Origin of the sequence: Olsenella sp. An270, assembly GCF_002159735.1 — a bacterium.
Lineage (GTDB): Bacteria > Actinomycetota > Coriobacteriia > Coriobacteriales > Atopobiaceae > Thermophilibacter.
The window spans coordinates 73,666-97,475 of record NZ_NFJF01000006.1 but is presented as its reverse complement, the minus strand read 5'-3'; the positions used below and the strand labels follow the sequence as shown (position 1 = coordinate 97,475).

Genomic DNA, 23,810 nt, shown 5'->3' with positions numbered 1-23,810 from the left:
TGGCCGGCCCGCGAGATAGGAGCATCCATGGCTGAGGACGCCAAGCAGTACGCGCTGGACAAGCACAGGGAGTGGCAGGGCAAGATCGAGGTGATCACCCGCGCGCCGATCACCACGCCGGAGGAGCTGGCCGTGGCCTACACGCCGGGCGTCGCCGAGCCGTGCCTCAAGATCTCCGAGAACGTGGAGGACTCCTACACCTACACCCGCCGCGGCAACCTCGTGGCCGTCGTCACGGACGGCACCGCGGTGCTGGGTCTCGGTGACATCGGCCCCGAGGCGGGCATGCCGGTCATGGAGGGCAAGTGCGCCCTGTTCAAGACCTTCGCCGACGTGGACGCGTTCCCCCTGTGCGTGCGCTCCAAGGACGTGGACGAGATCGTCCGCACCGTCGAGCTCATCGCCGGCAGCTTCGGCGGCGTCAACCTCGAGGACATCTCCGCGCCGCGCTGCTTCGAGATCGAGCGCCGCCTCAAGGAGGTCTGCGACATCCCCGTCTTCCACGACGACCAGCACGGCACCGCGGTCGTGACCTGCGCCGCGCTCATCAACGCGTGCCGCCTCACGGGTCGTGCGCTCTCCGACGTGCGCGTGGTCTTCTCCGGCGCCGGCGCCGCGGGCATCTCCATTGCCAAACTCATGCAGCGCATGGGCGTGAAGGACGTCATCATCTGCGACCGCACGGGCGCCATCTACGAGGGCCGCGAGGGCCTCAACCCCGAGAAGGCCGAGATCGCCACGTGGACCAACCGCGAGGGCGTGAAGGGCAGCCTTGCCGACGCCGTCAAGGGCGCCGACGTCTTCGTGGGCGTCTCCGCCCCGGGCGTGCTCACCCAGGACATGGTCCGCACCATGGCCGCCGACCCGATCATCTTCGCCTGCGCCAACCCCGTGCCGGAGATCATGCCGGACGAGGCGCTCGCGGCGGGGGCCGCCGTGGCAGCCACGGGCCGCTCCGACTTCCCCAACCAGATCAACAACGTGCTCGCGTTCCCGGGCATCTTCCGCGGCGCCCTCGACGTGCGCGCGTCCGACATCAACGACGACATGATGGAGGCCGCGGCCTACGCGATCGCCGGCCTCGTCGACGACGAGCACCGCGCCGCCGACTACATCATCCCCGGCGCCTTCGACGAGCGCGTGGCGCCCGCCGTGGCCGCCGCCGTGGCCGAGGCCGCCCGCAAGTCCGGCGTCGCCCGCCTGTGATGAAAAGGGACAGTCCCTTTTCATCATTTCGCCGCCCCGACGTTCCTTTGCGAGAAGGACGTCGGGGCGGCTTCCTTACGTCCTCTTAAGGAAGTGCATCACGAGCGCCACCATCACGTCCTTCTCCTCCGGCTTTGACTCGGCGATGAGGATGGTCATGGCCACGAGCGCGCTGTCGTCGATGGCCTTCTCGCCCGCCGGCGTGAAGAGCGCCCGGTTGCGGTCGAGGAAGTACAGGAAGACCGCAGCAGCGATGCGCTTGTTACCGTCGAGGAAGCTGTGGTCCTTCACCACGAAGTAGAGCAGGTGGGCCGCCTTCTCCTCGAGCATGGGATAGAGGTCGCGTCCGTCGAAGCTCTGGAAGACGTTGCCGATGGCGCCCTTGAACGACCCGTCCTTCTCCACGCCAAAGAGCGAGCTCTCCCGACCAAAGCGCAGGGACTCGATTACCTCGCGGCACTCCTCGTAGGTGATCTCCCGCGCGGCGGGCGTGCCCTCGGGTGCCGTTACGCAGAGGTGGTCGTAGTCGTCCAGCAGGTCGAGTGCCCCGGTGTAGCTCTGGACGATGTCGAGGATCTGGCGGGATTCCAGGCTTTCGGGGACGCGTGCCATGATCTTTGCGACCTGGCCCAGCTGCTCGAGTCGTCGCTCGTTCGCCGCGTGTCCGGCTATGACGTAGCGACGCAGCACGTCCGTCGCCCAGCGGCGAAACTCCACACCGCGTGCGGACTTCACGCGATAGCCGACGGAGAGGACCATGTCGAGGTTGTAGTGCTCAGTCTGGTACGTCTTGCCGTCCCGGGCAGTTGTCGCAAATTTTGCGACAACTCGATTCTCGGACCCGGCAAGCTCCTCGCGCAGCGCGTTGGCGACGTGCTTGCCGATGGTCTTGACGTCGCGCCCAAAGAGGGTCGCAAGCTGCGCGCGGCTCAGCCAGACGTCCTCCCGCGCCGGGTCGAGCATCACCGGCAGCTCAACCGACCCGTCCGCCGATTCAAACAGTACGATGCTCTTCTCCGTTCCCATACCGTACCTCCGCTCTCCCGTTCTTTCGGTAGAACAAATGTACGGTGTGGACCGGACAATAATTACTAATGCCGCCCCGACGTTCCCTCGAGAGAAGGACGTCGGGGCGGTCTCGTTTATCCCTCGGCCTCCGTGATCAGATAGAGGCTCGGCGGGTTCTGCGTGAGCTCGGTCCGGCGGGCGTCGTCGCCGGCGAGGTAGGCCCCCCAATCCTCTTCTAGGTAGTTGGCGTAGATCTGCGTGTAGTCCTCGCGCGGGGAGAACGAGTAGCGCTTGGTCTGCTCGCTGCCGTCGTTGAACGTGGCCGTCATCACGAGCGTGGTCTTGGCGAGCTCCTCGGCAAAGAGCTCGGCGGCGCGCACTTCTACCTGGTTCATGAGCTCCAGCAAGCGGGAGGACTCCTCCTCGGTCCCCTCGGTCTCCTGAAGCTCCAGAAACACGGGAACGAGGTCGTCCGGGACAGGAATGTTGGCGTAGATGGCGTAGTAGGCAAGGCGCCCGGTGAGAAGGGCCTGGAGACTCTGAGTGTCCTGGCTGTCGTAGTCAACGGTGAAGTTGGCTACGGGACCGCTGCCCTCGTAGTCGGATTGGAAGATCCAGATCCCGGGCTTGAAGTAGACGTCCACGCTGGTGCCAACGCTGTCGCCCTCGAGCTGGTACGTGAGGGTGTCCACGTTGTCGCCCGTGCACGAGAGGTTGAGTTCGGTGTGGACCATGAGCAGGTCGTCTCCGTCGCTCTCCGGGTCCACGCCGCCGGCCCAGCTGATGCGCCCGCCAAACGTCTCGCCGAGTGCCAGGCGCGAGCCGTCCGGCTCCTCGGTGCCCTCGGCGTAGGCGGTGAGCGCGAACCAGTTGCCCCTCTTGCCGGCAGCGTGGTTCATGAGGGCACTGACGCCGAGAAACGCTGCGACGCCGCCGGCCGCCACGGCTCCCACGCGCACGAAGGTCCGCCGCGTGACGCCCCGCCGCTCCCGGCGCGGCCTGCGCGGGCCGCGGGCGCGTTCGCCCTTCTCGACCCTGATCTCGTCCAAGACGGACTCGCGCACGTCCTCGGGCAGCGTGGCCTTGCGTGCCCGCGTGCGGAACTGCTCAAGCGTGTGCCTGTCCATAGTTCTCCTCCTCTGCGGGGCTCGCGGGGGACTCGAGCGTCTCTCTCATCAGCTTGCGCGCCCGGTGCAGGCGCGTGCGCACCGTCGCTGGCGGGCTGCCCACGATGCGGGCGATCTCCTCGGTCGTGTACTCCTCCACGTAGTGGAGCAGCGCCACCACGCGGAGCTTCTCGGGCAGGGACCGGAGCGCCTGCCAGACCGGGTCGGCGCGCAGCTCCTCGAGCGCCGCGTCCTCCACGGGCGCGTCCGGGGCCGGCAGCTGGGCGAGCTCGTCTACGTTCTCCACGCGGTGCCGCCACGGCGCGCGCCAGAGCTCGCGGCAGCGGTTGACGGTCACGCGCAGAAGCCAGGCGCGCAGGTGCTCGTCGCTCGTGAACGCGGTGCCGTCCGTGAGCAGGCGGCAGAAGACGTCCTGGGCCACGTCCTGGGCGTCGGCCTCCGAACGCGTCTGCGCGAGGGCCACGAGGTAGACGGAGCCGCCGTGCGCGGCCATCGCGTGTCGCATGAACTTCTCGATGCGCTTGATGCTCTTGTCGGTCATGCCCCTCACCTCCTTGTCCATTACATGCGCCAGCGTCGCATAATGTTCCCCAAGGGAGACGGGGAGGTGCGATGGACGAGCAGGAGTTCAGGGCATGCGGGCGCAAGAAGCGCTACGAGACGCGCGTCGACGCCCGGAAGGCGGCGGAGAAGAGCTCCCGCCGCAAGGACGCGCCCAAGATCTTCGTCTACGAGTGCCCGTACTGTGGCGGCTGGCATCTCACGCACCGCCGTCCGGCCCGCTGATTCATTGTCTGGGTACTTTTTTGAGAGGTGGTGAAGTACGGTCTCGTCTGTACCATTTTTCTACCTGCAGAAATATGGCGCCCAGTCGATCGAATACTTCCGTGGTGCGGAAAAAAGTACCCAGACAATGCGCGAGACCTACTCCGTGCCCATGTAGGTGCCGATAAAGACCGGCAGGTCGCAGCGCAGGTCCACGATGAGGTAGACGAAGGGCCGGTCGAGGATGACTTCGTGGTACTCGACCGGGCCGCCGGGGGCGGCAGCGCCGTCCATGGAGACGGTCGTGGCCGCCGCGGCGCGCGTGCCCTCCTCGTTGACGTCGACGAACGTCTTGTGCAGCACGCTGCCCACGTAGAGCGGACCCTGCTCGGAGGTGCCCATGCGCGAGAAGTCCGCGCGCGTCGCGTCAAAGGCGTCCGTCATGCCGAGCGATCGCAGTGCGTCCGAGAGCTCCGCCTCGTAGCTGGACGTGAACTTGGGCAGCCCGATCTCCGCGGCGGCGCCCGCCACGGGCGTGAGCAGCTCCTCCAGCGCGTCACCGTCAAGGCTTGCGAGCAGCTCTTCCACGCTCACGCCCTCGGCGGGCAGCAGGCCCACGAAGGCGTAGTCGTAGTCCTCGTACGGCTTGACAAAGCCGGTCGCCAACTCGCCCTCCAGGTAGCTGTCCTCCGCGGAGTGCATCATCGTGACGTCTTGCTCGGTGCCGTCCTCGCAGGTGAACGTATCGGGTGAGACCAGCGCGGAGTCAAACGGGTCCTCCCAGCCGCCGTCGAAGGCGAGGGCGTTCACGAGCAGGACCTGCGCGCTGTCGGAGATCTGGCTCAGCATCTGCGGAATCATCTCGTCGGTCTTCTCGCTCACCCAGGCGTTGACGTCTGCCACGGTGGAGTCGTCGAAGGGTGCCGAGAAGACCTGCGCGCCGAGGCGCTCGCCGCACGTCACGAGGAAGTCGTCCTCGACGGAAAGGCCGTCGGAGTCGCGCAGCCAGACGGAGTTGGCGGTCCTGAGCGGACCGTCGCCGGCAAGCGCGCCGTAGGCCTGCAGCATGTCCGCGAGCTCGTCCGCGCCCATGCCCGTGGCCTGCTCCATCTGGGCCAGGGTCTCACCGCTGGCGCCGCTCTCGGCCATCGCGAGCGCGGACAGGACCGAGAGAGGGGAGACGAGCGTGTTCTTCTCGTCGGCGCTCTCGCGCAGCAGGCCGAGGGCAAAGTCGTAGGTATCCGAGCCTTCGCCGACCTCGAGGGAGCCGGAGCTCGCGGGCGACGTGCCCGCGGTGAGCTCCGTTGCCGTGAGATTGCTGCTGCCGGCGCATCCAGCGAGCAGCGAGACGGCGACAAGGGCGGATGCGGCGATTCCGAGCATGCGACGGGACATGGCGTCTCCCTTCGTCGGGAAGCTTGCCCCTATCCTACCCGTCCGCGCGGCGCGCCCTGCCCTCGCGTCGGTTGACGACCACGATGCCCGCGCTCACCAGCACGAGCGCGCCGGCGGCGACCGCGGGGCTCACCACGTCGGCCTCGCCGAGCAGGACGGCGGAGAGCAGCACGCCAAAGACCGGGTTCATGAAGCCAAAGACCGCGACGCGCGAGACGGGGTTCGCGGCCAGCGCGAGCGACCACAGCGAGTAGGCACCCGCGGAAATGAAGCCCAGGTAGGCGAGAAGCGCGAGCGCGGGGAGCGGGTTCGTGGCGTCGGCCGGGGCGACGTGCCCGCCGAGGGCGAGCCCCGCCGCGAGCAGCACCGCGCCGCCGAGGACGAACTGCCATCCGGAGAGCAGCACGGGATCGTGGTCGCGCGAGAAGAGCTTGGCGAGGTTGCTCGACGTGGCGGCGGCGACGGTGGACGCGAGCACCATGCCCTCGCCCGCGAGCGTGAAGCTGAAGCCTCCCGTCTCCCCGGCAACGTTCACCAGCACCACGCCGGCAAAGCCGATGACGCAGCCCAGGACCTTGCGGCTCGTGAGCCGCTCGAAGCGGAACACGAGGGCGGCCAGCAGGACGCAGAGAAACGAGTTGCTCGCCTCCAGGATCGAGCTCGTCACGCCCGCGCAGTTGGCCAGGCCCACGTAGAAGAGGATGTACTGAAGGATCGTCTGGAAGATTGCGAGCGCGCCCACGTACGGCAGGTCGCGGCGCTCCGGCACGAACGCCCGTCGCCGTGCCACGCTCATGCCCGCGACGACCATGAGGCCCGCGATCACGAAGCGCGTGCCCGCGAACGCGAGGATGGACGGCACGTCGGCGGCGTCAATCCCAAACAGCTCGTAGCCGATCTTCACGCACGGGAACGCCGACCCCCACAGAAAGCACGACGCCAGACACGCCAGCACCACCCCCGGCGTCGTGGCGATGAATGGTCTGTTCTCCTTTTCAGCAATCACGTCCAGCTCCTCAGGCGGCGCTTGTGCTGCGTGAATAATGTGTCAGAAGCAGGCCGCCCCGACTTTCTAAGCAGGAATCTTCCGCGAAGCGCAGTTCCTGCGTGAAAGTCGGGGCGGCCACCCTTGCGTTTGCGTCTACTCGGTGAAGTAGCTCACGCCGCCTTCAATCAGGGGCTGGTACGCGTTGCCCGGCACGTTCTTGTAGAGCCCGGCCCCGGAGCGCTCGGTGTGGCCCATCTTGCCCAGCACGCGGCCGTCCGGCGAGGTGATGCCCTCGATGGCCAGGACGGAGCCGTTGGGGTTGACGTCGAGCGCCATGCCCGGCACGCCGTTCTCGTCCACGTACTGGGTGGCGACCTGACCCGCGGCCACGAGCTCGCGCACCGTCTCGGGCGAGGCGACGAAGCGGCCCTCGCCGTGGGAGATCGCGATGTTGTGGACGTCGCCGACCTCGCACTTGGAGAGCCAGGGGCTCAGGTTGGACGTCACGCGCGTGCGCACCAGGCGGCTCTGGTGACGGCCGATGGTGTTGAACGTGAGCGTGGGGGCGTCGGGCGTGGCCTCGACGATGTCACCGAACGGGACCAGGCCGAGCTTCACCAGCGCCTGGAAGCCGTTGCAGATGCCAAGCATGAGGCCGTCGCGGGCCTGCAGCAGGTCGCGCACCGCCTCGGTGACCTCGGGCGCGCGGAAGAACGCGGTGATGAACTTGGCCGAGCCCTCGGGCTCGTCGCCGCCGGAGAAGCCGCCGGGGATCATGACGATCTGGCTCTCGCGGATGCGACGCGCCAGCTCGTGGGTGCTCTCGGCCACGGCCTCGGGCGTGAGGTTGTTGATGACGAAGACGTCCGCCACGGCGCCGGCGCGCTCGAAGGCGTGCGCGGTGTCGTACTCGCAGTTGGTGCCCGGGAACACGGGAATGATGACGCGCGGGCGGGCGACGTGGACCGCCGGGGTGGGACGGGAGACGCCCGCGCTTGCCACGTCGAACGAGACCGCCTCGACCTTCTCGCCTTCAGCACGATACGGGAAGACGCCCTCGAGCGCGCCCTCCCAAGCATCCTGGAGCTCGGCGAGGTCGATACGCTCGCCCTCGGCGACGAGCTCGTAGGCCTCGGTGGTGGTGCCAAAGAGCGAGGCCGTGACGCTGGCGGGAATCTCGGGCTGGACCGCGTCGTCGGAGAGCTCCACGAGGAAGCTGCCGTAGGAGGGGCAGAAGAGCGCGTCGGCGCCAAAGGCGGGCGCGACCTCGATGCCCAGGCGGTTGCCCACGCACATCTTGAACGCAGCCTCGGCGACGCCGCCGTAGCCCAGCGTGGAGACGGCGAGCGCCTCGCCGCGCTCAATCAGGCCCTCGACCAGGCGATAGGTGTCGAGAAGGGCCGCGGGGTCGGGCGTGAGGCCGTCGTCGGCGTAGTCGGGGACGAGCACCGCGACGCGGTGACCGGCGCCCTTGAACTCGGGGGACGTCACGCGGTCCACGTGGCCGAGGCCCGTGGCAAAGGAGACGAGCGTGGGCGGCACGTCCAGGTCCTCGAAGCTGCCGGACATGGAGTCCTTGCCGCCGATGGAGGCGATGCCCAGGTCGACCTGCGCCATGAGGGCGCCGAGCAGGGCCGCAGTGGGCTTGCCCCAGCGGGCGGGGACGTCGCGCAGGCGCTCGAAGTACTCCTGGAACGTGAGGTAGAGGTCCTCATGGTCAAAGCCCGCGGCGACCATGCGGCTCACGGACTCGACGACGGAGAGGTAGGCGCCGGTGTAGCAGTTGGCGCTCATGAGGTAGGGGTTGAAGCCCCAGGCCATGCCGGAGCACGTGGTGGTCTCGCCGTCAACGGGGAGCTTGGCGACCATGGCCATGGGCGGCGTGAGCTGCGTGCGACCGCCGAAGGGCATGAGCACGGTGGCGGCGCCGATCGTGGAGTCAAAGCGCTCGGAGAGGCCCTTGTTGGAGGCCACGTTGAGGTCGGTCACGAGGGAGCGCATCTTCTCGGCGAGGGTGTCGCCGGTCCAGGTGCGCTCGTACTCGGCGGGCGCGGTCACGCGCACCGAGGTGGACTTGGGCGCACCGTTGGAGGCGAGGAACTCGCGGCTCACGTCCACGATCGTCTTGCCGCGCCAGCTCATGCGCAGACGGGGCTCCTCGGTGACCGTGGCAACGACCGTGGCCTCGAGGTTCTCCTCGCGGGCGTAGCCCATGAACTCGTCCACGTCCTCGGGCGCCAGCGCCACGGCCATGCGCTCCTGGGACTCGGAGATGGCGAGCTCGGTGCCGTCGAGGCCCTCGTACTTCTTGGGCACGAGGTCGAGGTCGATGTCCAGGCCGTCGGCCAGCTCGCCGATGGCCACGGAGACGCCGCCCGCGCCGAAGTCGTTGCAGCGCTTGATCAGGCGGCACGCGTCCTCGCGGCGGAAGAGGCGTTGGAGCTTGCGCTCGATGGGCGGGTTGCCCTTCTGGACCTCCGCGCCGTCCTTCTCGAGGGACTCGACGTTGTGGGCCTTGGAGGAGCCGGTGGCGCCGCCGATGCCGTCGCGGCCGGTGCGCCCGCCGAGAAGCACGATCTTGTCGCCCGGCGCGGGGCACTCGCGACGGACGTGGGAGGCCGGGGTGGCGCCCACGACGGCGCCGATCTCCATGCGCTTTGCCACGTAGCCGGGGTGGTAGAGCTCGCTGACCTGGCCGGTGGCCAGGCCGATCTGGTTGCCGTAGCTGGAGTAGCCGGCCGCGGCGGTGGTCACGAGCTTGCGCTGCGGGAGCTTGCCCTCCATGGTCTGGGACACGGGGACCGTGGGGTCGGCCGCGCCGGTGACGCGCATGGCCTGGTAGACGTAGCTGCGTCCGGAGAGCGGGTCGCGGATGGCGCCGCCGATGCAGGTGGCTGCGCCGCCAAAGGGCTCGATCTCGGTGGGGTGGTTGTGGGTCTCGTTCTTGAAGAGGAAGAGCCAGTCCTGGTCCTCGCCGTTCACGTCAACGGTGACCTTTACGGTGCAGGCGTTGATCTCCTCGGACTCGTCGAGGTTCTTGAGCTGGCCGGTGTGCTTGAGGTACTTGGCGCCGATCGTGCCCATGTCCATGAGCGTGACCGGCTTCTCCTCGCGGCCGAGCTCGCGGCGCATCTCGAGGTAGCGCTCGAAGGCGGCTGCCACGACCTTGTCGTCAAACTGCAGGTGCTCGAGGGTCGTGCCAAAGGTGGTGTGGCGGCAGTGGTCCGACCAGTAGGTGTCGATCATGCGGATCTCGGTGATCGTGGGCACGCGGCCCTCGCCCGTGAAGTAGCTCTGGCAGAACGTGATGTCGGCGAGGTCCATGGCCAGGCCCAGGTCGTCGATCATGGCCTGGAGGCCCTTGTCGTCCAGCTCGAGGAAGCCGTCCAGCACCTCGACGTCGGCCGGCTCGGGGTAGCTCTGGCGCAGCGTGGCGCGCTCCTCGAGGCTCGCCTCGCGCGCCTCGACGGGGTTGATCACGTAGTGCTTGATGGCCGCGAGCGCCTCGTCGGTGCAGGCGCCCTCGATCACGTAGACCTTGGCGCAGCGCACGGTGGGGCGCTCGCCCTGGGAGATGAGCTGCACGCACTCCGCGGCGGAGTCGGCGCGCTGGTCAAACTGTCCGGGCAGCGCCTCCACGGCGAAGACGCGCACGTCGGCGGCGTCTGCGTCTGCGGGGAGCTCTCGCGAGGTGACGTCCACCTGCGGCTCGGAGAAGACCACGGGCACGCAGCGCTCGAAGAGCTCGTCGCCCAGGCCCTCCACGTCGTAGCGGTTGACGATGCGCAGGCGCGCGTCGGGCGCCAGCCCCTCGGAGACGACGTTCGTGAGCTCGGCTCTGAGCTGCTGCGCCTCCACGTCAAAGCCCGGCTTCTTCTCCACGTAGATGCGAGAGACCATGCGCTGCTACCTCCGGTGTTTCGGGGTCATGACCATAGCGTCTTCCATTCTACGGCAAACGCGGCGTGCACGCGACGGGTTCCGGGCGCAGGCGTGCCGACTCGATAAAACTGCGCTCTTCGCGGGCACTTTCGGAGCAACCTGCCTTCGAAACCGACTTCTGAACAGTTTTCTGGGGTCGTTCGCTCGGCCGACCCGCCTTCGGTGTCGTTTCCGCAGGTGGATTAGATTCAGTGTTTGATAAATCGTCCTCGGATGGGGCGGGACTGTTCAGAAGTCGGGTTTGGAGGCAGATTCTTCGCGCCGGTCGCTCGACGCTGTCAGCCGGGCAGCGCGCCCAGCAGCGCGAGGGCGGCGACGAACATGACGGTGACGAGCGCGGCGACGGCGTCGCGGCGGGCGAGGGGCTGCTCATGGAAGTGGGTGCGTCCGGACCCGCCCTCGTAGCAGCGGGCGTCGAGGGCGCGGGCGAGGCCGTCGGCATGGCGCAGGCCGCTGGCAAGCAGCGCCACCACCACGGGCGCGATCGAGCGGACGCGCTGCGCCGGCCCCCCCTCGTCGAGACCGCCGCCGCGCAGCGCCTGGGCGTCCATGATCGCGGAGGCCTCGTCGGCGAGCATGGGGACGAAGCGCAGCATGAGCGAGAAGACCATGGCGATCTCATGGCCGGGCAGGCCCACGCGCGAGAGCGGGGAGAGCAGGGAGTCGAGGGCGTCGGCGAGGCGGGTGGGCGTCGTGGTGAGCAGGACGAGCGAGCCGAGCACGAGCGCGACGGCAAAGCGCGCGGTGTACAGGACCGCTGCCCAGGCGCCGCCGGTCGTGACGGTGAGCGGCCCCAGGGTCGCGAGCGGCTCGCCGGTCCGTACGAAGACGAGGTTGAAGAGCGAGAGCACGGCAAGGAAGGCAACGAGCGGGCGGACGGAGGCGATCACGCGCCCGCCCGGGACGCGCGCGGCGACAAGGACGCCGAGGGTGAATGCCGCGGAGGCGCCGAGCTGGGTCGCGTTGGCGGAGCAGAAGACGGCGACCAGCGCGACCAGCGCGCAGCAGAGCTTCACGCGGGCGTCGAGCGCGTGGACGGGGGAGTCCACGGCGTAGTACTGGCCGATCTCTATGCGCAGCGCCATCAGGCCTCGCCCCCTCGGATCGCGGCGACGAGGTCGTCGGTGGTGAGGGGGTCGCCGAGCGAGGGCCAGCCGCGTCGCTCGAGCTCGCGCGCCACGCGCAGCGCGCGGGGGATGCCGAGCCCTCCCTCGTCGAGACGGCGCTCGTTTGCCGCCGAGAAGACCTCTGCGGGGGTGCCGTCGGCGACGAGGCGTCCCTGGTCGAGTGCGACCACGCGGTCGGCGCGGGCGGCGTCCTCCATCGAGTGCGTGACCTGGACGAGCGTGACGCCGAGCTCGCGCAGGCGCCCGAGCACGCCCCGCAGCATCGCGCGGCCCCTCGGGTCCAGGCCCGCGGTGGGCTCGTCGAGCACGAGCACACGCGGCTCCATGGCGAGGACGCCGGCGAGCGCGCAGAGGCGGCGCTGCCCGCCGGAGAGCTTGAACGGGGAGGCGTCGCGCCTGTCGGCGAGGCCCACCAGCTCGAGGGCGCGCGTCACACGCCGCTCGACCTCGTCCGCCGGGAGGCGGAGGTTGCGCGGGCCAAACGCCACGTCCCTCTCGACCGTCTCGGCGAAGAGCTGGCGCTCGGGGTGCTGCATGACGTAGCCGACGAGCGAGCGGGCGGCCCTGCGCCCGCGCCGCCTCGCGGTGTCGCTGCCGTCCACGAGGACGCGCCCCTCGTCGGGCGCCTCGAGGCCGCAGAGCAGCCGCAGCAGCGTGGACTTGCCCGAGCCCGTCTGGCCGACGATCGCCGTGGAGGTGCCGGCGGCAATCTCGAGCGAGACGTCCCCGAGAGCGTGCGAACGCGGCCCGTACGAGAAGGACGCGTGCTCGACCTGCAGGATGGGTGAGGCAGGGCGAGCGGGCTCATGCGTCTTGCTCGCCTGGGTAGATGAGACAAACGAACCCGTCCCCTTCGTCTCACACAGAGCATCCACCAGGGCGGCCTCGTCGCAGGTCCGGGGCAGGCCCAGCCGTTCGGAGAGGCGTGCGGCGAACGGGACCTCCAGCCCCAGCCCTGCGATCTTCTCGTCCTGGGCGAAGACCTCCTCCGGCGCGCCCGCGAGCGCCACGCGGCCGTGGTCGAGCACGATCACGCGGTCGGCCTCGAGGGCCTCCTCCATGAAGTGGGTCACGTGGACGAGGGTGGTGCCCGCCGCGGCGAGCCGCCCCATCACGCGCAGGATCGCGGCGCGCCCTCGGACGTCAAGGAGCGACCCCGGCTCGTCGAGCACAAGCACCGCGGGTTCCATCGCCAGCGCACCGGCGATGCAGACGCGCTGGCGCTGCCCGCCGGAGAGGCGCGAGGGGTCGGCGTGCGCGTAGTCGTCCATGGCAACGCGATGCAGCTCGCGGGCCACGCGAAGGGCGATTTCGTCGCGCGGCAGCCCCAGGTTCTCCGGCCCGAAGGCAACGTCGTCCTCCACGACGCTCGTCACGATCTGGTCGTCCGGGTTCTGGAACACCAGCCCGAGCGAGCGCCGCGCGCGGCGGTACGCCTCGAGGTCGGGTCGGCCGCCCGCGCACACGCGCTCGCCGACGAGCTCGACCTCGCCCTCGTCGGGCGCGAGCAGCCCGCAGATCACGGACGCCAGCGTGGACTTGCCCGAGCCGTTGGCTCCGAGCACGCAGAGGCGCTCGCCGCGCGCGAGCTCGAGGGAGACGTCGTCGAGCGCGGTGACGCCCCCCTCGTAGAAGAGGCTCACGTGCGAGAGCCGCACGAGCGTGTCCTGCGAAGGTGCCACGTCCTTCTCGCCTGATGCCTAACGGCTGACCAGCGCGGAGACCGGCCGCTGCACCAGCGCCGTCACGACGCAGTTGAGGACGATCTTGAGGAGGTTGAACGGCAGCAGGATTGGCACGATCATAGCGACGACCTCGGCCGTGGAGACCGCGGTGTAGAGCGGCGTCACGACGATGTTGCCCAGGACGCACGCGGCGAGCGAGACCACGCCGCCGACCACCATGCCCGCCGCCAGGCCGCGCGCGCCGCCCAGGCGCCGCGCGACGAGGGCGGCCGGCACGCAGAGCGCCACGCCGGCGAGGATCGCCATGAGGTGGCCCCACACGTTGAACGAGAAGAGCGTCTTGAGCACCCACGGCAGCACGGTCACGATCACGCCGGTGGCCGGCCCGTACACGAGCGCGGCAACAAAGGCGACGATGCCGGAGGGGTCGTACATGAGCCACGGGGCGGGCGGGAAGATGGGGACCTCGACGAACGTGAGGACGAACGCCAGCGCGCAGAGCAGCGCCGTCGTGGCGATGCGACGCGTGGACCAGGAGCCGCCCGAGGTCGTGGAGTGGGTGTCGTGCGATGCGTGCGTACGCGTGGAAACGGCCATGATGGCCTCCGTTTCTTCCGTCCGGACTGTGACCGTTGGTCCCGGAGTCGCACCGGGTCAGCCGCCTTTTCGCGGGTCGCGGACTGGGGGCGCCGCTCACGGCCGCCCGTCACCGCCAGTGGGGACTTTCACCCCGCCCTGAAACTGACCCCCGTAGCGTATCACTTCTCGGCGAGAAGAACCGACTATACTTGGACGTGACCAAAAACCCGTGGAAAGGTCGACATGCCTGAGAGCGAGAGCGCCCGCGAGCCCCTCGAGTGGCGGCTGCGCGCCATCGTGGGCGAGGAGAACGTCCTCGTCGACGAGCCCATGAGCGAGCACACGACGTTTGCGGTGGGCGGTCCTGCGGACCTCTACGTCATCCCCGAGAGCTTTGACGAGCTGCGCGACGTCATCAGCGCCTGCGACGAGGCGGGCGTGGCGCGCTTCGTGCTGGGCCGCGGCTCCGACCTGCTGGTCTCCGACGAGGGCTATCGCGGCGTGATCGTCGCCGTGGGCGAGGGCCTCATGGGCGTCAGCGTGGACGGCACAGAGATGACGTGCCAGGCCGGCGTCGACCTGCGTGAGGCCTCCGAGATGGCATGCGAGCTGGGGCTCTCCGGCCTGGAATTTGCCTGCGGGATCCCGGGGTCGGTCGGCGGTGCGTGCTTCATGAACGCGGGTGCCTACGGCGGGTGCGTGGCCGACGTGCTCAAGTGCGTGCGCGTGCTCATGCCGGACGGCTCGCAGGAGACGATCGGCGTGGACGACCTCGACCTGGGCTATCGCCGCAGCCGCGTGGCGACGGACGGGCTGGTGGTCCTCTCCGCAACGTTCGACCTCGAGAAGGGCGACCCCGAGAAGATCCGTGCCAAGATGGACGACCTCATGCGCCAGCGCGAGGAGAAGCAGCCGCTCGAGATGGCGAGCGCGGGCTCCACGTTCAAGCGGCCCGAGGGCCATTTTGCCGGCAAGCTCATCATGGACGTGGGCCTGCAGGGCTATCGCGTGGGCGGCGCCGAGGTCTCCCGCAAGCACGCCGGATTTGTGGTGAACACGGGTGGCGCCACCGCCGCCGACGTTCACGCCGTGATTGAGCACGTCCAGGACGAGGTGGAGCGCCAGTTTGGCGTGCACCTGGAGCCCGAGGTGCGCTTCCTGGGATAGGCTGCGGGCGTGGCTCCCCGCTAGTTCTTCAGCGAGTTGAGCGGGGCCGGGAAGCGGCCGCCGCGGTGCGCGAAGACGCTGCCCGCGAACTTGTTGACGGGCATGACCGGCGCGGAGCCGAAGAGGCCGCCAAACTCGAGCATGTCGCCCTCCTCGCAGCCGATTGCCGGAATGAGGCGCACCGCCGTGGTCTTGGTGTTGATGACGCCGATGGCCATCTCGTCGGCGATGATGCCGGCGATGGTCTCCACGGAGGTGTCGCCGGGCACGGCGATCATGTCCAGGCCCACGGAGCACACGCAGGTCATGGCCTCGAGCTTCTCGAGGCTGAGCGCGCCGTCCACGGCCGCGCGGATCATGCCGGCGTCCTCGGAGACGGGGATGAACGCGCCGGACAGGCCTCCCACGCTGGAGGAGGCCATGACGCCGCCCTTCTTGACGGCGTCGTTCAGGAGCGCGAGCGCGCAGGTGGTACCGGGGCCGCCGCACTCGCCCACGCCGATGATCTCCAGGATGCGGGCAACGGAGTCGCCGGCGGCCGGGGTCGGCGCGAGCGACAGGTCCACGATGCCCTTCTCCACGCCCAGGCGGCGGCTGGCTTCGCGGCTCATGAGCTCGCCGGCGCGCGTGATCTTGAAGGCGGTCTGCTTGATCTTCTCGGCAACGTCCATGAGGCTCGCGGACTCCGGAAGCTCGGCCAGGGCGGCGGCCATGACGCCCGGGCCGGAGACGCCCACGTTGATGACCGCGTCCGCCTCGCCGGAGCCGTGCACGGCGCCTGCCATGAACGGCGAGTCCTCGACCATGTTGGCAAAGACGACGAACTTGGCCGCGCCGTAGCAGTCGATGTCGACCGTGCGGCGCGCGCACTCGAAGATGGTCTCGGCGGAGAGCAGCACGGCGTCCATGTTGATGCCGGCGCGCGTGGAGGCGATGTTGAGCGAGGAGCACACGCGGTCGGTGGTGGCCAGCGCCTCGGGGACGCTGGCGATGAGCTTGCGGTCCGTGGCGCCCATGCCCTTCTGGACGAGCGCGGAGAAGCCGCCCATGAAGTCGATGCCCAGGGACTCGGCCGCGCGGTCCATGGCGTGGGCGAGCGGGGAGAGGTCCTCGTCGGCGCAGCCGGCGGCGACCTGCGTGATCGGCGTCACCGAGACGCGCTTGTTGGCAATGGGGATGCCGTACTCGGCCTCCAGGTCCTCCGCGGTCTCGACGAGGTGCTCCGCCGTGTGCGTGATGCGGTCATAGACCTTGTCGCACATGCGGCCCATGTCCTCGTCGGCGCATCCGGCGAGCGAGATGCCCATCGTGATGGTGCGAAGGTCGAGATTCTGCTCGGCGACCATCGAGATGGTCTCGGCGACTTCCTGCGGGGTGATGTCCACGGCGGGCCTTTCGACGTGCGGGCGAATTCAGGTGCCCATTATAGAAGAGCCTCGCGCGGCGGGCGATACGGTATGCTCGGTCACGGAAAGCCCCGACGGAGGAGGAGCAGTGGCCAACAAGAATCAGGGCCCCGTGGTCGCGTTCTTTGACGTGGACGGCACGCTCACGTGTCGTGACTTCAACGAAGGCCTGCACGTCAACCCCACCCCGCGCGTGGAGGACGCGATCCGCGCCTTTGTGGCGGCGGGCAACGTGGCGGTGGTGTGCTCCGGCCGCAGCATCGTCAACCTCTCCGACCTCGAGCACCTCCCCTTCTCGGGATACGTGACGCTCGACGGAACGCACGTCATCTATGACGACGAGGTCATCTACGACCGTACGATCGCCCCGGACACGCTGGCGGCGACCGTCGACGAGATGCGCCGGATCGGCATGGAGGCCGCCTTCGAGGGGACCTACGGGACCGCGGCGCTTCGTGTGGGCCTGGACCACCTCCCCGGCTACGAGGACATCCCCTCCCTCGAGGAATACGAGCGTTCGGGCGCCCCGATGGTCTTCGGCAAGGCGAACTTCACCGACGAGAGCCTGGACGTCTGCCTGGCCAGCGACTACCTCATGAGCTCCTACACCTACCTCAACGTGGCCGATGGCAACCACGAGCTCACGATTCCCGGCACCAGCAAGGGCGTGGGCGGTCGCGCGCTGCTCGAGGCGCTGCCCTTCCTGCCTGCGCACGTCTACGCCTTCGGCGACTCGGAGAACGATCTTGAGATTCTGAGCATCGCCGACACCGCCGTGGTCATGGGCAATGCCCGTGACGCCGTCAAGGCGCACGCGGACTACGTGACCGACGACGTTCGCGACGACGGTGTCGTTACCGCGCTGCGTCACTTTGGCCTAATCTAGGCCGACGCTGCATAAAACGTCTCTTCGTGCGGCATAAACGCCCTTTCGCTGATCAAAAGTGGCGTTCGTGCAGCGTAGATTTTGGCTTTTGAGGCGACATGAATGACGTTGTGGAGCATTTTCCCAGCTCGCAAAATCAACTTTAAAACAAAAAATCGGATTTGAGCGAAAATCGTGCTACACGAGCGGGCATTTTGATTTCAAACGCGGAGAAATGTAGCACGAGAGACGGTTTTGGACACGGGGGGCGGCGAGAGCCGCCCCGTGTCCCGGTTTGCGCGTGCTATCGGGCGCCCAGCATCGGTGTGATCGGGCCCTGCGCGAGCACGGTCACGCGATGCATCGCGCGGGAGAGCGCGGTGTAGAGGCGCCGGCGCGCGAGCGGCGTGTCGGGGTAGACCTCGGCCTGCGCGTCGGGCACGATGACGTGGTCGAACTCCAGGCCCTTGGCAACGCGCAGGGGCAGCAGCACCACGCCCTCCGCGGGCAGCGACATGCCCCCGCGGATCACCGTCACCGCGTCACCCAGCTGCTTGGCGAGCCAGCTCACGCGTGCGTCGCTCTCTGCCACGATGGCCGTGAGACCCTCGCCGGGCTCTGCCACGGCCGCGCGCAGCGCCTCGAGGTAAGCGTCCTTTTCTTCGAACGCGCGGATGACGGGCTCCACGCCCGCGCGCTGGACCGAGGTGAGTCGCCGCCGCTCGTCCGGCTCCAACAGGCCGCAGAAGAGCTCCGTGATCTCCGGCGAGGAGCGGTAGCTCGTGAGCAGACGGCATTCATCCACGCTCCCGTGGCTGGCGCGGAAGATCTCGGCGATGCGCGCGAATGTGGCAGTCCCCTCGTAGATGGCCTGGTGCTCGTCGCCGAGCAGCAGGAAGTGCGCGCGAGAGAAGAACCGCGCGAGCACCATGAGCTGGGCCTCGGTGTAGTCCTGGACCTCGTCCACCATGACGAAGCGAGCGTCGCGGCTGCCGATGCCCGTGAAGATGAGCCGCAGGTAGAGCCACTCGGTCGCCGAGAGTGCGCTCTGGCCCAGCAGCCGCATGCCGATGCGGTCGAACCGCAGCCACGCGAGCCCCTCGATCTTCTCGTGCGCGTCCTCGTAGAGGTGCTCGACGTAGCGCTTGGCGTAGGCGACCGTCTCGTCCTCGTCGTCGGGGGAGAGCGTCTCGCCGAAGATCTCGTACTGGCGCTCCACGTCCAGGCCGAGCATCTCCTCCTGGATGTCGTCGTTGCGAGCCATCTGCGCGAGCCGGCGGTTCAGGCGGTCGTGCAGCTCCTCCTTCACGAGCGCGGTGAAGCGCGGCCCCACGTCGAACTCCGCGAACTTCTCGACGGCGCTCCTCACCTGGCTCGCCTTGAGCAGCGTCTCGTCGCCGAGGCGAATCTCGCGCAGGTCGTCGGGCTCGAGGACGAGCTCCCGCGCGGCCTCGTCCATGCGGCGCAGCGTCTCGGGCGTGGTCGCAAGGCCCAGGTCGCGCTCGCCGGCGCCCTGCGCGGCCACGAAGTCGCGCCAGGTCACGGTCTGCGGGTTGGACTCTCCCATGCTGGGAAGGACCGTGTCGATGTAGCTCTCGAAGACGTCGTTGGGCGAGAAGAGCCAGACCTGGCTGGGGTCGAGCGTCTTGCGCTCCTGATAGAGAAGAAACGCGATGCGCTGCAGCAAGACCGACGTCTTGCCCGAACCGGCGATGCCGTTCACCAGCAGGACGGGCACGTCCTCGTGGCGCACGACCTCGTTCTGCTCGCGCTGGATCGTTGCGGTGATGGCCTGAAGCTTCTCTGTGTGGTGCTTCTTGAGGGCCGACAGCAGCAGCGAGTCCTCGATCGCGACGGTGGTGTCGAAGTAGCCGTTGAGCGTGTCGCGCACGATGTCGAACTGGCGGCGTAGCGTGAGGTTCACCGTGCGCGTCTTACCGTCCACCTGGTAGGAGGTCGGTCCCATCTGCTGGTTATAGTAGGTCTCGGCCACGGGCGAGCGCCAGTCAACCACCAGCGGCCGGCTGCGCTCGTCGGTGATGCCGGCGGCGCCGATGTAGACGTCGCGCGGCGGCCGGCCCGGGCGCATCTCGAGCGTGACCTTCGCGAAGTAGGGCTGCATGAGCAGCAGCATCACACGGCGGAGCTTGTCCACGTTGAAGTCGTGGTACTGGTTGTAGGCGTCGATGATGGAGTTGAGCGTCTCGATGGCGGCGAGCGTCTCGATGGTCTCGTCCGCGCCGCCAAAGTCCAGGCGCACCTCCTCGCTCATCTCGATGAGGTCCTGCTTGGCGCCCTTGTGGTTGGACTCGAGGTCCTGGGAGATGTCGTCGCGGATCTTGAGCAGCTTGGCGTAGAGCTCCGACAGGTGGGCCTGCTCGGCCGCAAAGATCGGGTCCTGGTCCTGCATGGCGCTCCTTCTGCGTTGGGGCACGGAATTTCGAGCATTCAATGGTACGCCATCGCAGCGCGCGGGGCTATGCCTCGTCGTCCACAAAGCCTACGCGGTAGGCCGAGAAGACCACGGCGCCCTCGTCCTGGGTGGCGTCGAGGTCTACGTCGCCCCAGATGCCAAAGTCGCGGTCGTCGTCGGAGTCGCGGAACGCCTGGTGCACGTGCCAGACGTGCGCGGACTTCTCGTCCTTCTCGTCTATCGAGAAGTACGCGGCGCTGCGGGCGTCGCCGTCCAGCAGAACCTCCTCGTGTGCGTCGAAGAAGCGCTCCAGCGCCCGCTGCCACACCGGAGCGCGCCAGCCCCACTCGGCGTCGAGCTTGCCCAGCTCCTCCGCGCGTCCGTGCGCCGCCAGCCGCACGCGGGCGAAGAGCGCGTTGCGCACCAGCAGCGTGAGGCCGCGGCGGTCGCGCACGACCTCGTCCGCGGCGGGTGGCGCGGCGTCGAGGCCCTCGGAGGTGCCCTCGCCGGCGGCAGCCCACTCGTCCACGAGCGAGGAGTCCACCGTGCGCACCACCAGCCCCAGCCACGAGATGATGTCGCGCAGCCGCTCGTCGCGCTTGTCGAGCGGCACGGTGCGGTCGAGCGCGCGGTACGCCTCGGAGAGGTAGCGCAGGAAGAGGCCCTCGGAGCGCGCCACGTTGTAGCGGGCCACGTACTCCTTGAAGTCGCTCGCGGTCTCGATCATGTCGCGCAGGACGGACTTGGGCGAGAGGCTAAAGTCGCGCGCCCACGGCACCTTCTCGCAGTACTGCTCGAAGGCGGGCTCGAGCAGCTCCTCGAGCGGCTTGGGGTAGGTGACCTCCTGCAGGCGCTCCATGCGCTCGTCGTAGTCGACGCCCTCGGCCTTCATCTCGGAGAGCGCCCGGTCCCGCGCGACGCGCTGCTGGGCGCGCAGGATCTGCCAGGGGTCCTCGAGCGTTGCCTCGGCCATGGAGATGACGTCGAGCGCATAGGTCTCCGACTCCGGGTCCAGAAGCTCCAGCGCGGCGAGAAGGAACGGCGAGAGGGGCTGGTCCAGCGCAAAGTCGTCCGGGAGGTCCACGGTCGTGGACCAGGACGTGCTGCCGTCCGCCAGCTCCTCGCGCGTGACCACGCCGGCGTCGAGCAGCGTGGCAAAGATCTCGTCCGCGCGCGTGGCGAGCGCGGCCTTCTCCGCCTCGGGCTGCGCGGACTCCTCCACGAGCCGGTGCACGCGGGCCCAGGCGTCGCCGCCCTGCTCGACCTCGGCGAGCACCATCGAGTGCGTCACCTTCATGCGCGGCCGCAGCGGCTCCGGCACGGCGGCGACCAGTCGCTCGAAGGTCTGCTTGTTCCAGCCCACAAACCCCTCGGGCGGCTTCTTGGTCTTGATCTTGCGCGCCTTCTTGGGGTCTCCGCCCGCCTTGGCGAGCGCGCGTGCGTTCTCGATGTCGTACTCGGTGGCCTCGGCGATGACGTGGCCCTCGGTGTCAAAGCCGGCGCGCCCGGCGCGCCCCACGATCTGGTGGAACTCGCGGGCGTTGAGGTGGCGCATGCGCCGCCCGTCAAACTTCGACAAGGCCGTGAGCACCACGGTGTGGATGGGCACGTTGATGCCCACGCCCAGCGTGTCCGTCCCGCAGATGACCGGCAGCAGCCCCTGCTGCGCGAGCCTCTCCACGAGAAGGCGGTAGCGCGGCAGCATGCCCGCGTGGTGCACGCCCACGCCGCAGCCCAGCAGGCGCTGCAGCGTCTTGCCAAAGGTGGTGGTGAACCGCGTTCCCTTGATGGCCTCCTTGATCGCCTCTCGCTGTTCCTTGGTGGAGACGCCGTAGCTGGCCAGGCTCTGCGCGCTGGCGAGTGCGGCGTCCTGCGCGAAGTGCACGACGTAGAGCGGCGCCTCGCCCGCGCGCAGCACGAGCTCGACGGTGCCCTCCAGCGCCGTGTCCACGAACTCGTAGGACAGCGGCACCGGGCGCGGCGCGTCGGCGATCGTGTCGACGGTGCGCCCGCCGGTGTGCTCGGAGAGCGCCGCGGCGATGGCCGAGGTGTCGCCCAGCGTGGCGCTCATGAGCAAAAACTGCGCGTGTGGCAGCGTGAGCAGCGGCACCTGCCAGGCCCAGCCGCGGTCGGGGTCTGCGTAGAAGTGGAACTCGTCCATGGCGACGCAGCCCACGTCGCATTTCTCGCCCTCGCGCAGCGCCTGGTTGGCCAGGATCTCCGCCGTGCAGCAGATGATCGGCGCATCCGCGTTGATGGAGGCGTCGCCGGTGATCATGCCCACGTTCTCGCGGCCAAAGAGGTCCACGAGGTCAAAGAACTTCTCGCTCACCAGCGCCTTGATGGGCGCGGTGTAGTAGGCACGCCGGTCCGTGCAGACGCTCATGAAGCACATGCCCAGCGCCACCATCGACTTGCCGGAGCCCGTGGGCGTTCCCAGGATCAGGTGGTCGCCCGCCGCCAGGGAGAGCAGCGCCTCCTCCTGGTGTGGCCAGAGCTCGATGCCGCGCGACTCCACCCAGCCCAGGAAGAGGTCGAGCGCCTCCTCGGCGGGGATGTTGGGGTAGGTCTCGTCGTCGGGCCAGGGTATGAGGCGGCCCAGCGATCCGGGCGCGTTGGGCCCCTCGTCGACGGTCTCGGGTGCGGGCGTGACGGGCATATGACTCCTTTCGTGCGGGCACCCATTCTAGCGCGGCGCGCCCTCCGCCCCGGCGGCGTGTCCGCGCGTCCGGGACCGGTGGAAGGTGGGTATTCCACTCCGAGCGGTCGGCTGAAGCCAGAAATCCCATTTGTATTGACAATGTCATGTGACGTTATATCATCACACATAATAAATCGGGCGAGAGGGAGGCACGCATGACGAGAATCGTACTGGCGTCTCACGGCCGTTTGGCCGACGGCATGAAAGACACCCTGAGCTTCATTCTTGGTGACCTTCCCAACGTCTCGACGATTTGCGCCTACGTTGACCAGGACGTCTCGCTGCGCAGTCAGATTGACCAAACGTTCGCCGAGTTCTCCCCGGAGGACGCGGTCGTCGTGGTGACGGACATATTCGGCGGGAGCGTAAACAACGAGTTCATGGCGCTGCTGGGGGAGAAGGACTTCATTCTCGTGGCGGGCATGAACATGCCGACGCTCGTCGAGCTGGTCTCCGAGGACGAGCCCACCGTCGAGGGGGTCCAGAGCGTTGTCGAGCGGGGAAGGCGGTCGATCCTCGTCTGCAACGGGTTGGCCTCCGACGAGTCCGAGGAGTTCTAGGCCATGGACGCCCAGTCCCTCTACCCCATGAACATTTGCTACCGCTACTTCGACCTCGAGGGGTTCTTCGCCAGCTGTGCGCGCCTTGGCCTGCACTCGGCCGAGCTGTGGCTCTGTCCGCAGCACGTTTTGGTCAACGGTCAGTTCTCCGAGGGCCCCGAGCGCCTTCTTCGCCTCATGGACGCCTATGGCGTGCGCCTCGCATGCCTGTGCGGGGAGCAGAACAACCCAAAGCCCAACAACATAGCCGCCCGCGAAGAGCTTCTCGTGAGCAACACGAGGTCCTACTTCGAGAAAGTCATAGACCTTGCACAGGCGACCAGCTGCCCGAAGGTGCTCGTCACCCCGGGGTGGAACTACTACGACGAGCCCGTCGAGCGGGCGCGCGAGCGGAGCGTCACCATGCTGCGCCGGCTTGCCGACTATGCAGCCGAGCGGGGGATTGACCTCGTGCTCGAGAGCATTTGGACAAAGTCGTCCGAGGTCGGTCCCGACATCGCGTCGCTCGCGCTGATCAAGGAGCGGGTCAATCGGGACAACCTCCTCGTGACCATTGACTTTGGCGCCATGTCGGCGGCGGGCGAGACTGTGGACGACTGGTTCGAGGCCTTTGGCGACGACGTGGCCCACTGCCACTTCGTCGACGGCACCCCGACCGGTCACATGCCCTGGGGTCACGGGGAACTCGACATGCTCGAGAGCCTGCGCGCCTTTGAGCGGCACGGGTATCGCGGCGGATTCTCGCTCGAGTACGTCCACCCCATGAGCTTCCGCGACCCCGAGTCCTACGTCCGGGAGACCAGGGAGCTCTACGAGGGCTGCCTTGCCCAGTTAGCACACCACAAAAACAGCCAGCCAGAGAAGGAAGAGAGGTAG

General features: G+C 68.4%; 18 protein-coding genes and 1 riboswitch. Of the genes, 6 read left to right on the top strand and 12 right to left on the bottom strand.

Going from position 1 to position 23,810, the window contains the following annotated elements:
• Window positions 1-27: 27 nt before the first annotated feature.
• The gene (locus B5F73_RS07605; protein ID WP_087227650.1) at window positions 28-1,206 is read left to right on the top strand and encodes a malic enzyme-like NAD(P)-binding protein; all 1,179 of its coding nucleotides are present in this window, start codon (window positions 28-30) and stop codon (window positions 1,204-1,206) included.
• Between the two features lie 75 nt (window positions 1,207-1,281).
• Here the strand turns inward: B5F73_RS07605 and B5F73_RS07600 are convergent, their stop codons facing one another.
• From B5F73_RS07600 to B5F73_RS07590, 3 genes are all read right to left on the bottom strand, one after another.
• Window positions 1,282-2,232 carry a virulence protein RhuM/Fic/DOC family protein gene (locus B5F73_RS07600; protein ID WP_087227649.1) on the bottom strand — a complete coding sequence of 317 codons (951 nt, stop codon included), beginning with the start codon at window positions 2,230-2,232 and terminating at the stop codon, window positions 1,282-1,284.
• A 116-nt stretch (window positions 2,233-2,348) separates the two neighbouring features.
• On the bottom strand, window positions 2,349-3,341 hold the full coding sequence (locus B5F73_RS07595; protein ID WP_087227648.1) for a hypothetical protein: 993 nt from the start codon (window positions 3,339-3,341) through the stop codon (window positions 2,349-2,351).
• Complete coding sequence (locus B5F73_RS07590; RefSeq protein WP_204206288.1) at window positions 3,322-3,882, bottom strand: RNA polymerase sigma factor; 561 nt, start codon at window positions 3,880-3,882, stop codon at window positions 3,322-3,324. Before B5F73_RS07590 ends, B5F73_RS07595 begins: the two co-directional genes overlap by 20 nt.
• 71 nt (window positions 3,883-3,953) lie before the next feature.
• On the opposite strand from B5F73_RS07590, the gene B5F73_RS09410 reads away from it, so the two are divergent.
• Window positions 3,954-4,127, top strand: coding sequence for a hypothetical protein (locus B5F73_RS09410; protein WP_158094783.1), 174 nt, complete (start codon window positions 3,954-3,956; stop codon window positions 4,125-4,127).
• A gap of 138 nt (window positions 4,128-4,265) precedes the next feature.
• Here the strand turns inward: B5F73_RS09410 and B5F73_RS07585 are convergent, their stop codons facing one another.
• The 6 genes from B5F73_RS07585 to B5F73_RS07560 all read right to left on the bottom strand — a co-directional run bounded on the left by B5F73_RS07585 (window position 4,266) and on the right by B5F73_RS07560 (window position 13,840).
• The gene (locus B5F73_RS07585; RefSeq protein WP_087227647.1) at window positions 4,266-5,501 is read right to left on the bottom strand and encodes a serpin family protein; all 1,236 of its coding nucleotides are present in this window, start codon (window positions 5,499-5,501) and stop codon (window positions 4,266-4,268) included.
• Between the two features lie 34 nt (window positions 5,502-5,535).
• A complete protein-coding gene (locus B5F73_RS07580) occupies window positions 5,536-6,507 on the bottom strand; it encodes a DMT family transporter (protein WP_239379839.1) in 972 nt (323 codons plus the stop codon).
• A 135-nt stretch (window positions 6,508-6,642) separates the two neighbouring features.
• Window positions 6,643-10,389, bottom strand: coding sequence for a phosphoribosylformylglycinamidine synthase (locus tag B5F73_RS07575; protein ID WP_087227646.1), 3,747 nt, complete (start codon window positions 10,387-10,389; stop codon window positions 6,643-6,645).
• Window positions 10,390-10,709: 320 nt separating this feature from the next.
• Window positions 10,710-11,516 (bottom strand): energy-coupling factor transporter transmembrane component T, encoded by an 807-nt coding sequence (locus B5F73_RS07570; RefSeq protein ID WP_087227645.1) that lies wholly within the window; start codon window positions 11,514-11,516, stop codon window positions 10,710-10,712.
• Window positions 11,516-13,240, bottom strand: coding sequence for an energy-coupling factor transporter ATPase (locus B5F73_RS07565; RefSeq protein ID WP_087227644.1), 1,725 nt, complete (start codon window positions 13,238-13,240; stop codon window positions 11,516-11,518). The genes B5F73_RS07570 and B5F73_RS07565 overlap by 1 nt, the downstream gene beginning before the upstream one ends.
• An 18-nt stretch (window positions 13,241-13,258) precedes the next feature.
• The gene (locus tag B5F73_RS07560; protein ID WP_087227643.1) at window positions 13,259-13,840 is read right to left on the bottom strand and encodes an ECF transporter S component; all 582 of its coding nucleotides are present in this window, start codon (window positions 13,838-13,840) and stop codon (window positions 13,259-13,261) included.
• A 5-nt stretch (window positions 13,841-13,845) separates the two neighbouring features.
• A riboswitch (FMN riboswitch) is annotated at window positions 13,846-13,990 on the bottom strand.
• Window positions 13,991-14,065: 75 nt separating this feature from the next.
• Here B5F73_RS07560 and murB point away from each other — a divergent pair.
• Complete coding sequence (gene murB / locus B5F73_RS07555; protein ID WP_087227642.1) at window positions 14,066-14,989, top strand: UDP-N-acetylmuramate dehydrogenase; 924 nt, start codon at window positions 14,066-14,068, stop codon at window positions 14,987-14,989.
• A 20-nt stretch (window positions 14,990-15,009) separates the two neighbouring features.
• On the opposite strand, the gene B5F73_RS07550 is transcribed toward murB, so the two are convergent.
• Window positions 15,010-16,374 carry a PFL family protein gene (locus B5F73_RS07550; protein WP_087227641.1) on the bottom strand — a complete coding sequence of 455 codons (1,365 nt, stop codon included), beginning with the start codon at window positions 16,372-16,374 and terminating at the stop codon, window positions 15,010-15,012.
• A gap of 109 nt (window positions 16,375-16,483) precedes the next feature.
• On the opposite strand from B5F73_RS07550, the gene B5F73_RS07545 reads away from it, so the two are divergent.
• Entirely contained in the window at window positions 16,484-17,281 is a 798-nt protein-coding gene (locus B5F73_RS07545; protein ID WP_158094782.1) for an HAD-IIB family hydrolase, read from the top strand.
• Window positions 17,282-17,564: 283 nt separating this feature from the next.
• Here the strand turns inward: B5F73_RS07545 and B5F73_RS07540 are convergent, their stop codons facing one another.
• Both B5F73_RS07540 and B5F73_RS07535 read right to left on the bottom strand, forming a co-directional pair.
• Complete coding sequence (locus B5F73_RS07540) at window positions 17,565-19,670, bottom strand: UvrD-helicase domain-containing protein (RefSeq protein WP_087227640.1); 2,106 nt, start codon at window positions 19,668-19,670, stop codon at window positions 17,565-17,567.
• A 67-nt stretch (window positions 19,671-19,737) separates the two neighbouring features.
• A complete protein-coding gene (locus B5F73_RS07535) occupies window positions 19,738-22,332 on the bottom strand; it encodes a DEAD/DEAH box helicase (RefSeq protein WP_087227639.1) in 2,595 nt (864 codons plus the stop codon).
• A 197-nt stretch (window positions 22,333-22,529) separates the two neighbouring features.
• Here B5F73_RS07535 and B5F73_RS07530 point away from each other — a divergent pair, with 197 nt between their 5' ends.
• Together B5F73_RS07530 and B5F73_RS07525 are read left to right on the top strand one after the other, a co-directional pair.
• Window positions 22,530-22,934, top strand: coding sequence for a hypothetical protein (locus tag B5F73_RS07530; protein ID WP_087227638.1), 405 nt, complete (start codon window positions 22,530-22,532; stop codon window positions 22,932-22,934).
• Between the two features lie 3 nt (window positions 22,935-22,937).
• The gene (locus B5F73_RS07525; protein ID WP_087227637.1) at window positions 22,938-23,810 is read left to right on the top strand and encodes a sugar phosphate isomerase/epimerase family protein; all 873 of its coding nucleotides are present in this window, start codon (window positions 22,938-22,940) and stop codon (window positions 23,808-23,810) included.

What these genes read in the sequence shown, in the direction of transcription:
- B5F73_RS07535 (WP_087227639.1), bottom strand. Translation starts at nt 22,332, where the DNA reads ATGCCCGTCACGCCCGCACCCGAGACCGTCGACGAGGGGCCCAACGCG.
- B5F73_RS07590 (WP_204206288.1), bottom strand. Translation starts at nt 3,882, where the DNA reads ATGACCGACAAGAGCATCAAGCGCATCGAGAAGTTCATGCGACACGCG.
- B5F73_RS07600 (WP_087227649.1), bottom strand. Translation starts at nt 2,232, where the DNA reads ATGGGAACGGAGAAGAGCATCGTACTGTTTGAATCGGCGGACGGGTCG.
- B5F73_RS07570 (WP_087227645.1), bottom strand. Translation starts at nt 11,516, where the DNA reads ATGGCGCTGCGCATAGAGATCGGCCAGTACTACGCCGTGGACTCCCCC.
- B5F73_RS07560 (WP_087227643.1), bottom strand. Translation starts at nt 13,840, where the DNA reads ATGGCCGTTTCCACGCGTACGCACGCATCGCACGACACCCACTCCACG.
- B5F73_RS07525 (WP_087227637.1), top strand. Translation starts at nt 22,938, where the DNA reads ATGGACGCCCAGTCCCTCTACCCCATGAACATTTGCTACCGCTACTTC.
- B5F73_RS07540 (WP_087227640.1), bottom strand. Translation starts at nt 19,670, where the DNA reads ATGCAGGACCAGGACCCGATCTTTGCGGCCGAGCAGGCCCACCTGTCG.
- B5F73_RS07595 (WP_087227648.1), bottom strand. Translation starts at nt 3,341, where the DNA reads ATGGACAGGCACACGCTTGAGCAGTTCCGCACGCGGGCACGCAAGGCC.
- B5F73_RS09410 (WP_158094783.1), top strand. Translation starts at nt 3,954, where the DNA reads ATGGACGAGCAGGAGTTCAGGGCATGCGGGCGCAAGAAGCGCTACGAG.
- B5F73_RS07585 (WP_087227647.1), bottom strand. Translation starts at nt 5,501, where the DNA reads ATGTCCCGTCGCATGCTCGGAATCGCCGCATCCGCCCTTGTCGCCGTC.
- B5F73_RS07575 (WP_087227646.1), bottom strand. Translation starts at nt 10,389, where the DNA reads ATGGTCTCTCGCATCTACGTGGAGAAGAAGCCGGGCTTTGACGTGGAG.
- murB (WP_087227642.1), top strand. Translation starts at nt 14,066, where the DNA reads ATGCCTGAGAGCGAGAGCGCCCGCGAGCCCCTCGAGTGGCGGCTGCGC.
- B5F73_RS07530 (WP_087227638.1), top strand. Translation starts at nt 22,530, where the DNA reads ATGACGAGAATCGTACTGGCGTCTCACGGCCGTTTGGCCGACGGCATG.
- B5F73_RS07605 (WP_087227650.1), top strand. Translation starts at nt 28, where the DNA reads ATGGCTGAGGACGCCAAGCAGTACGCGCTGGACAAGCACAGGGAGTGG.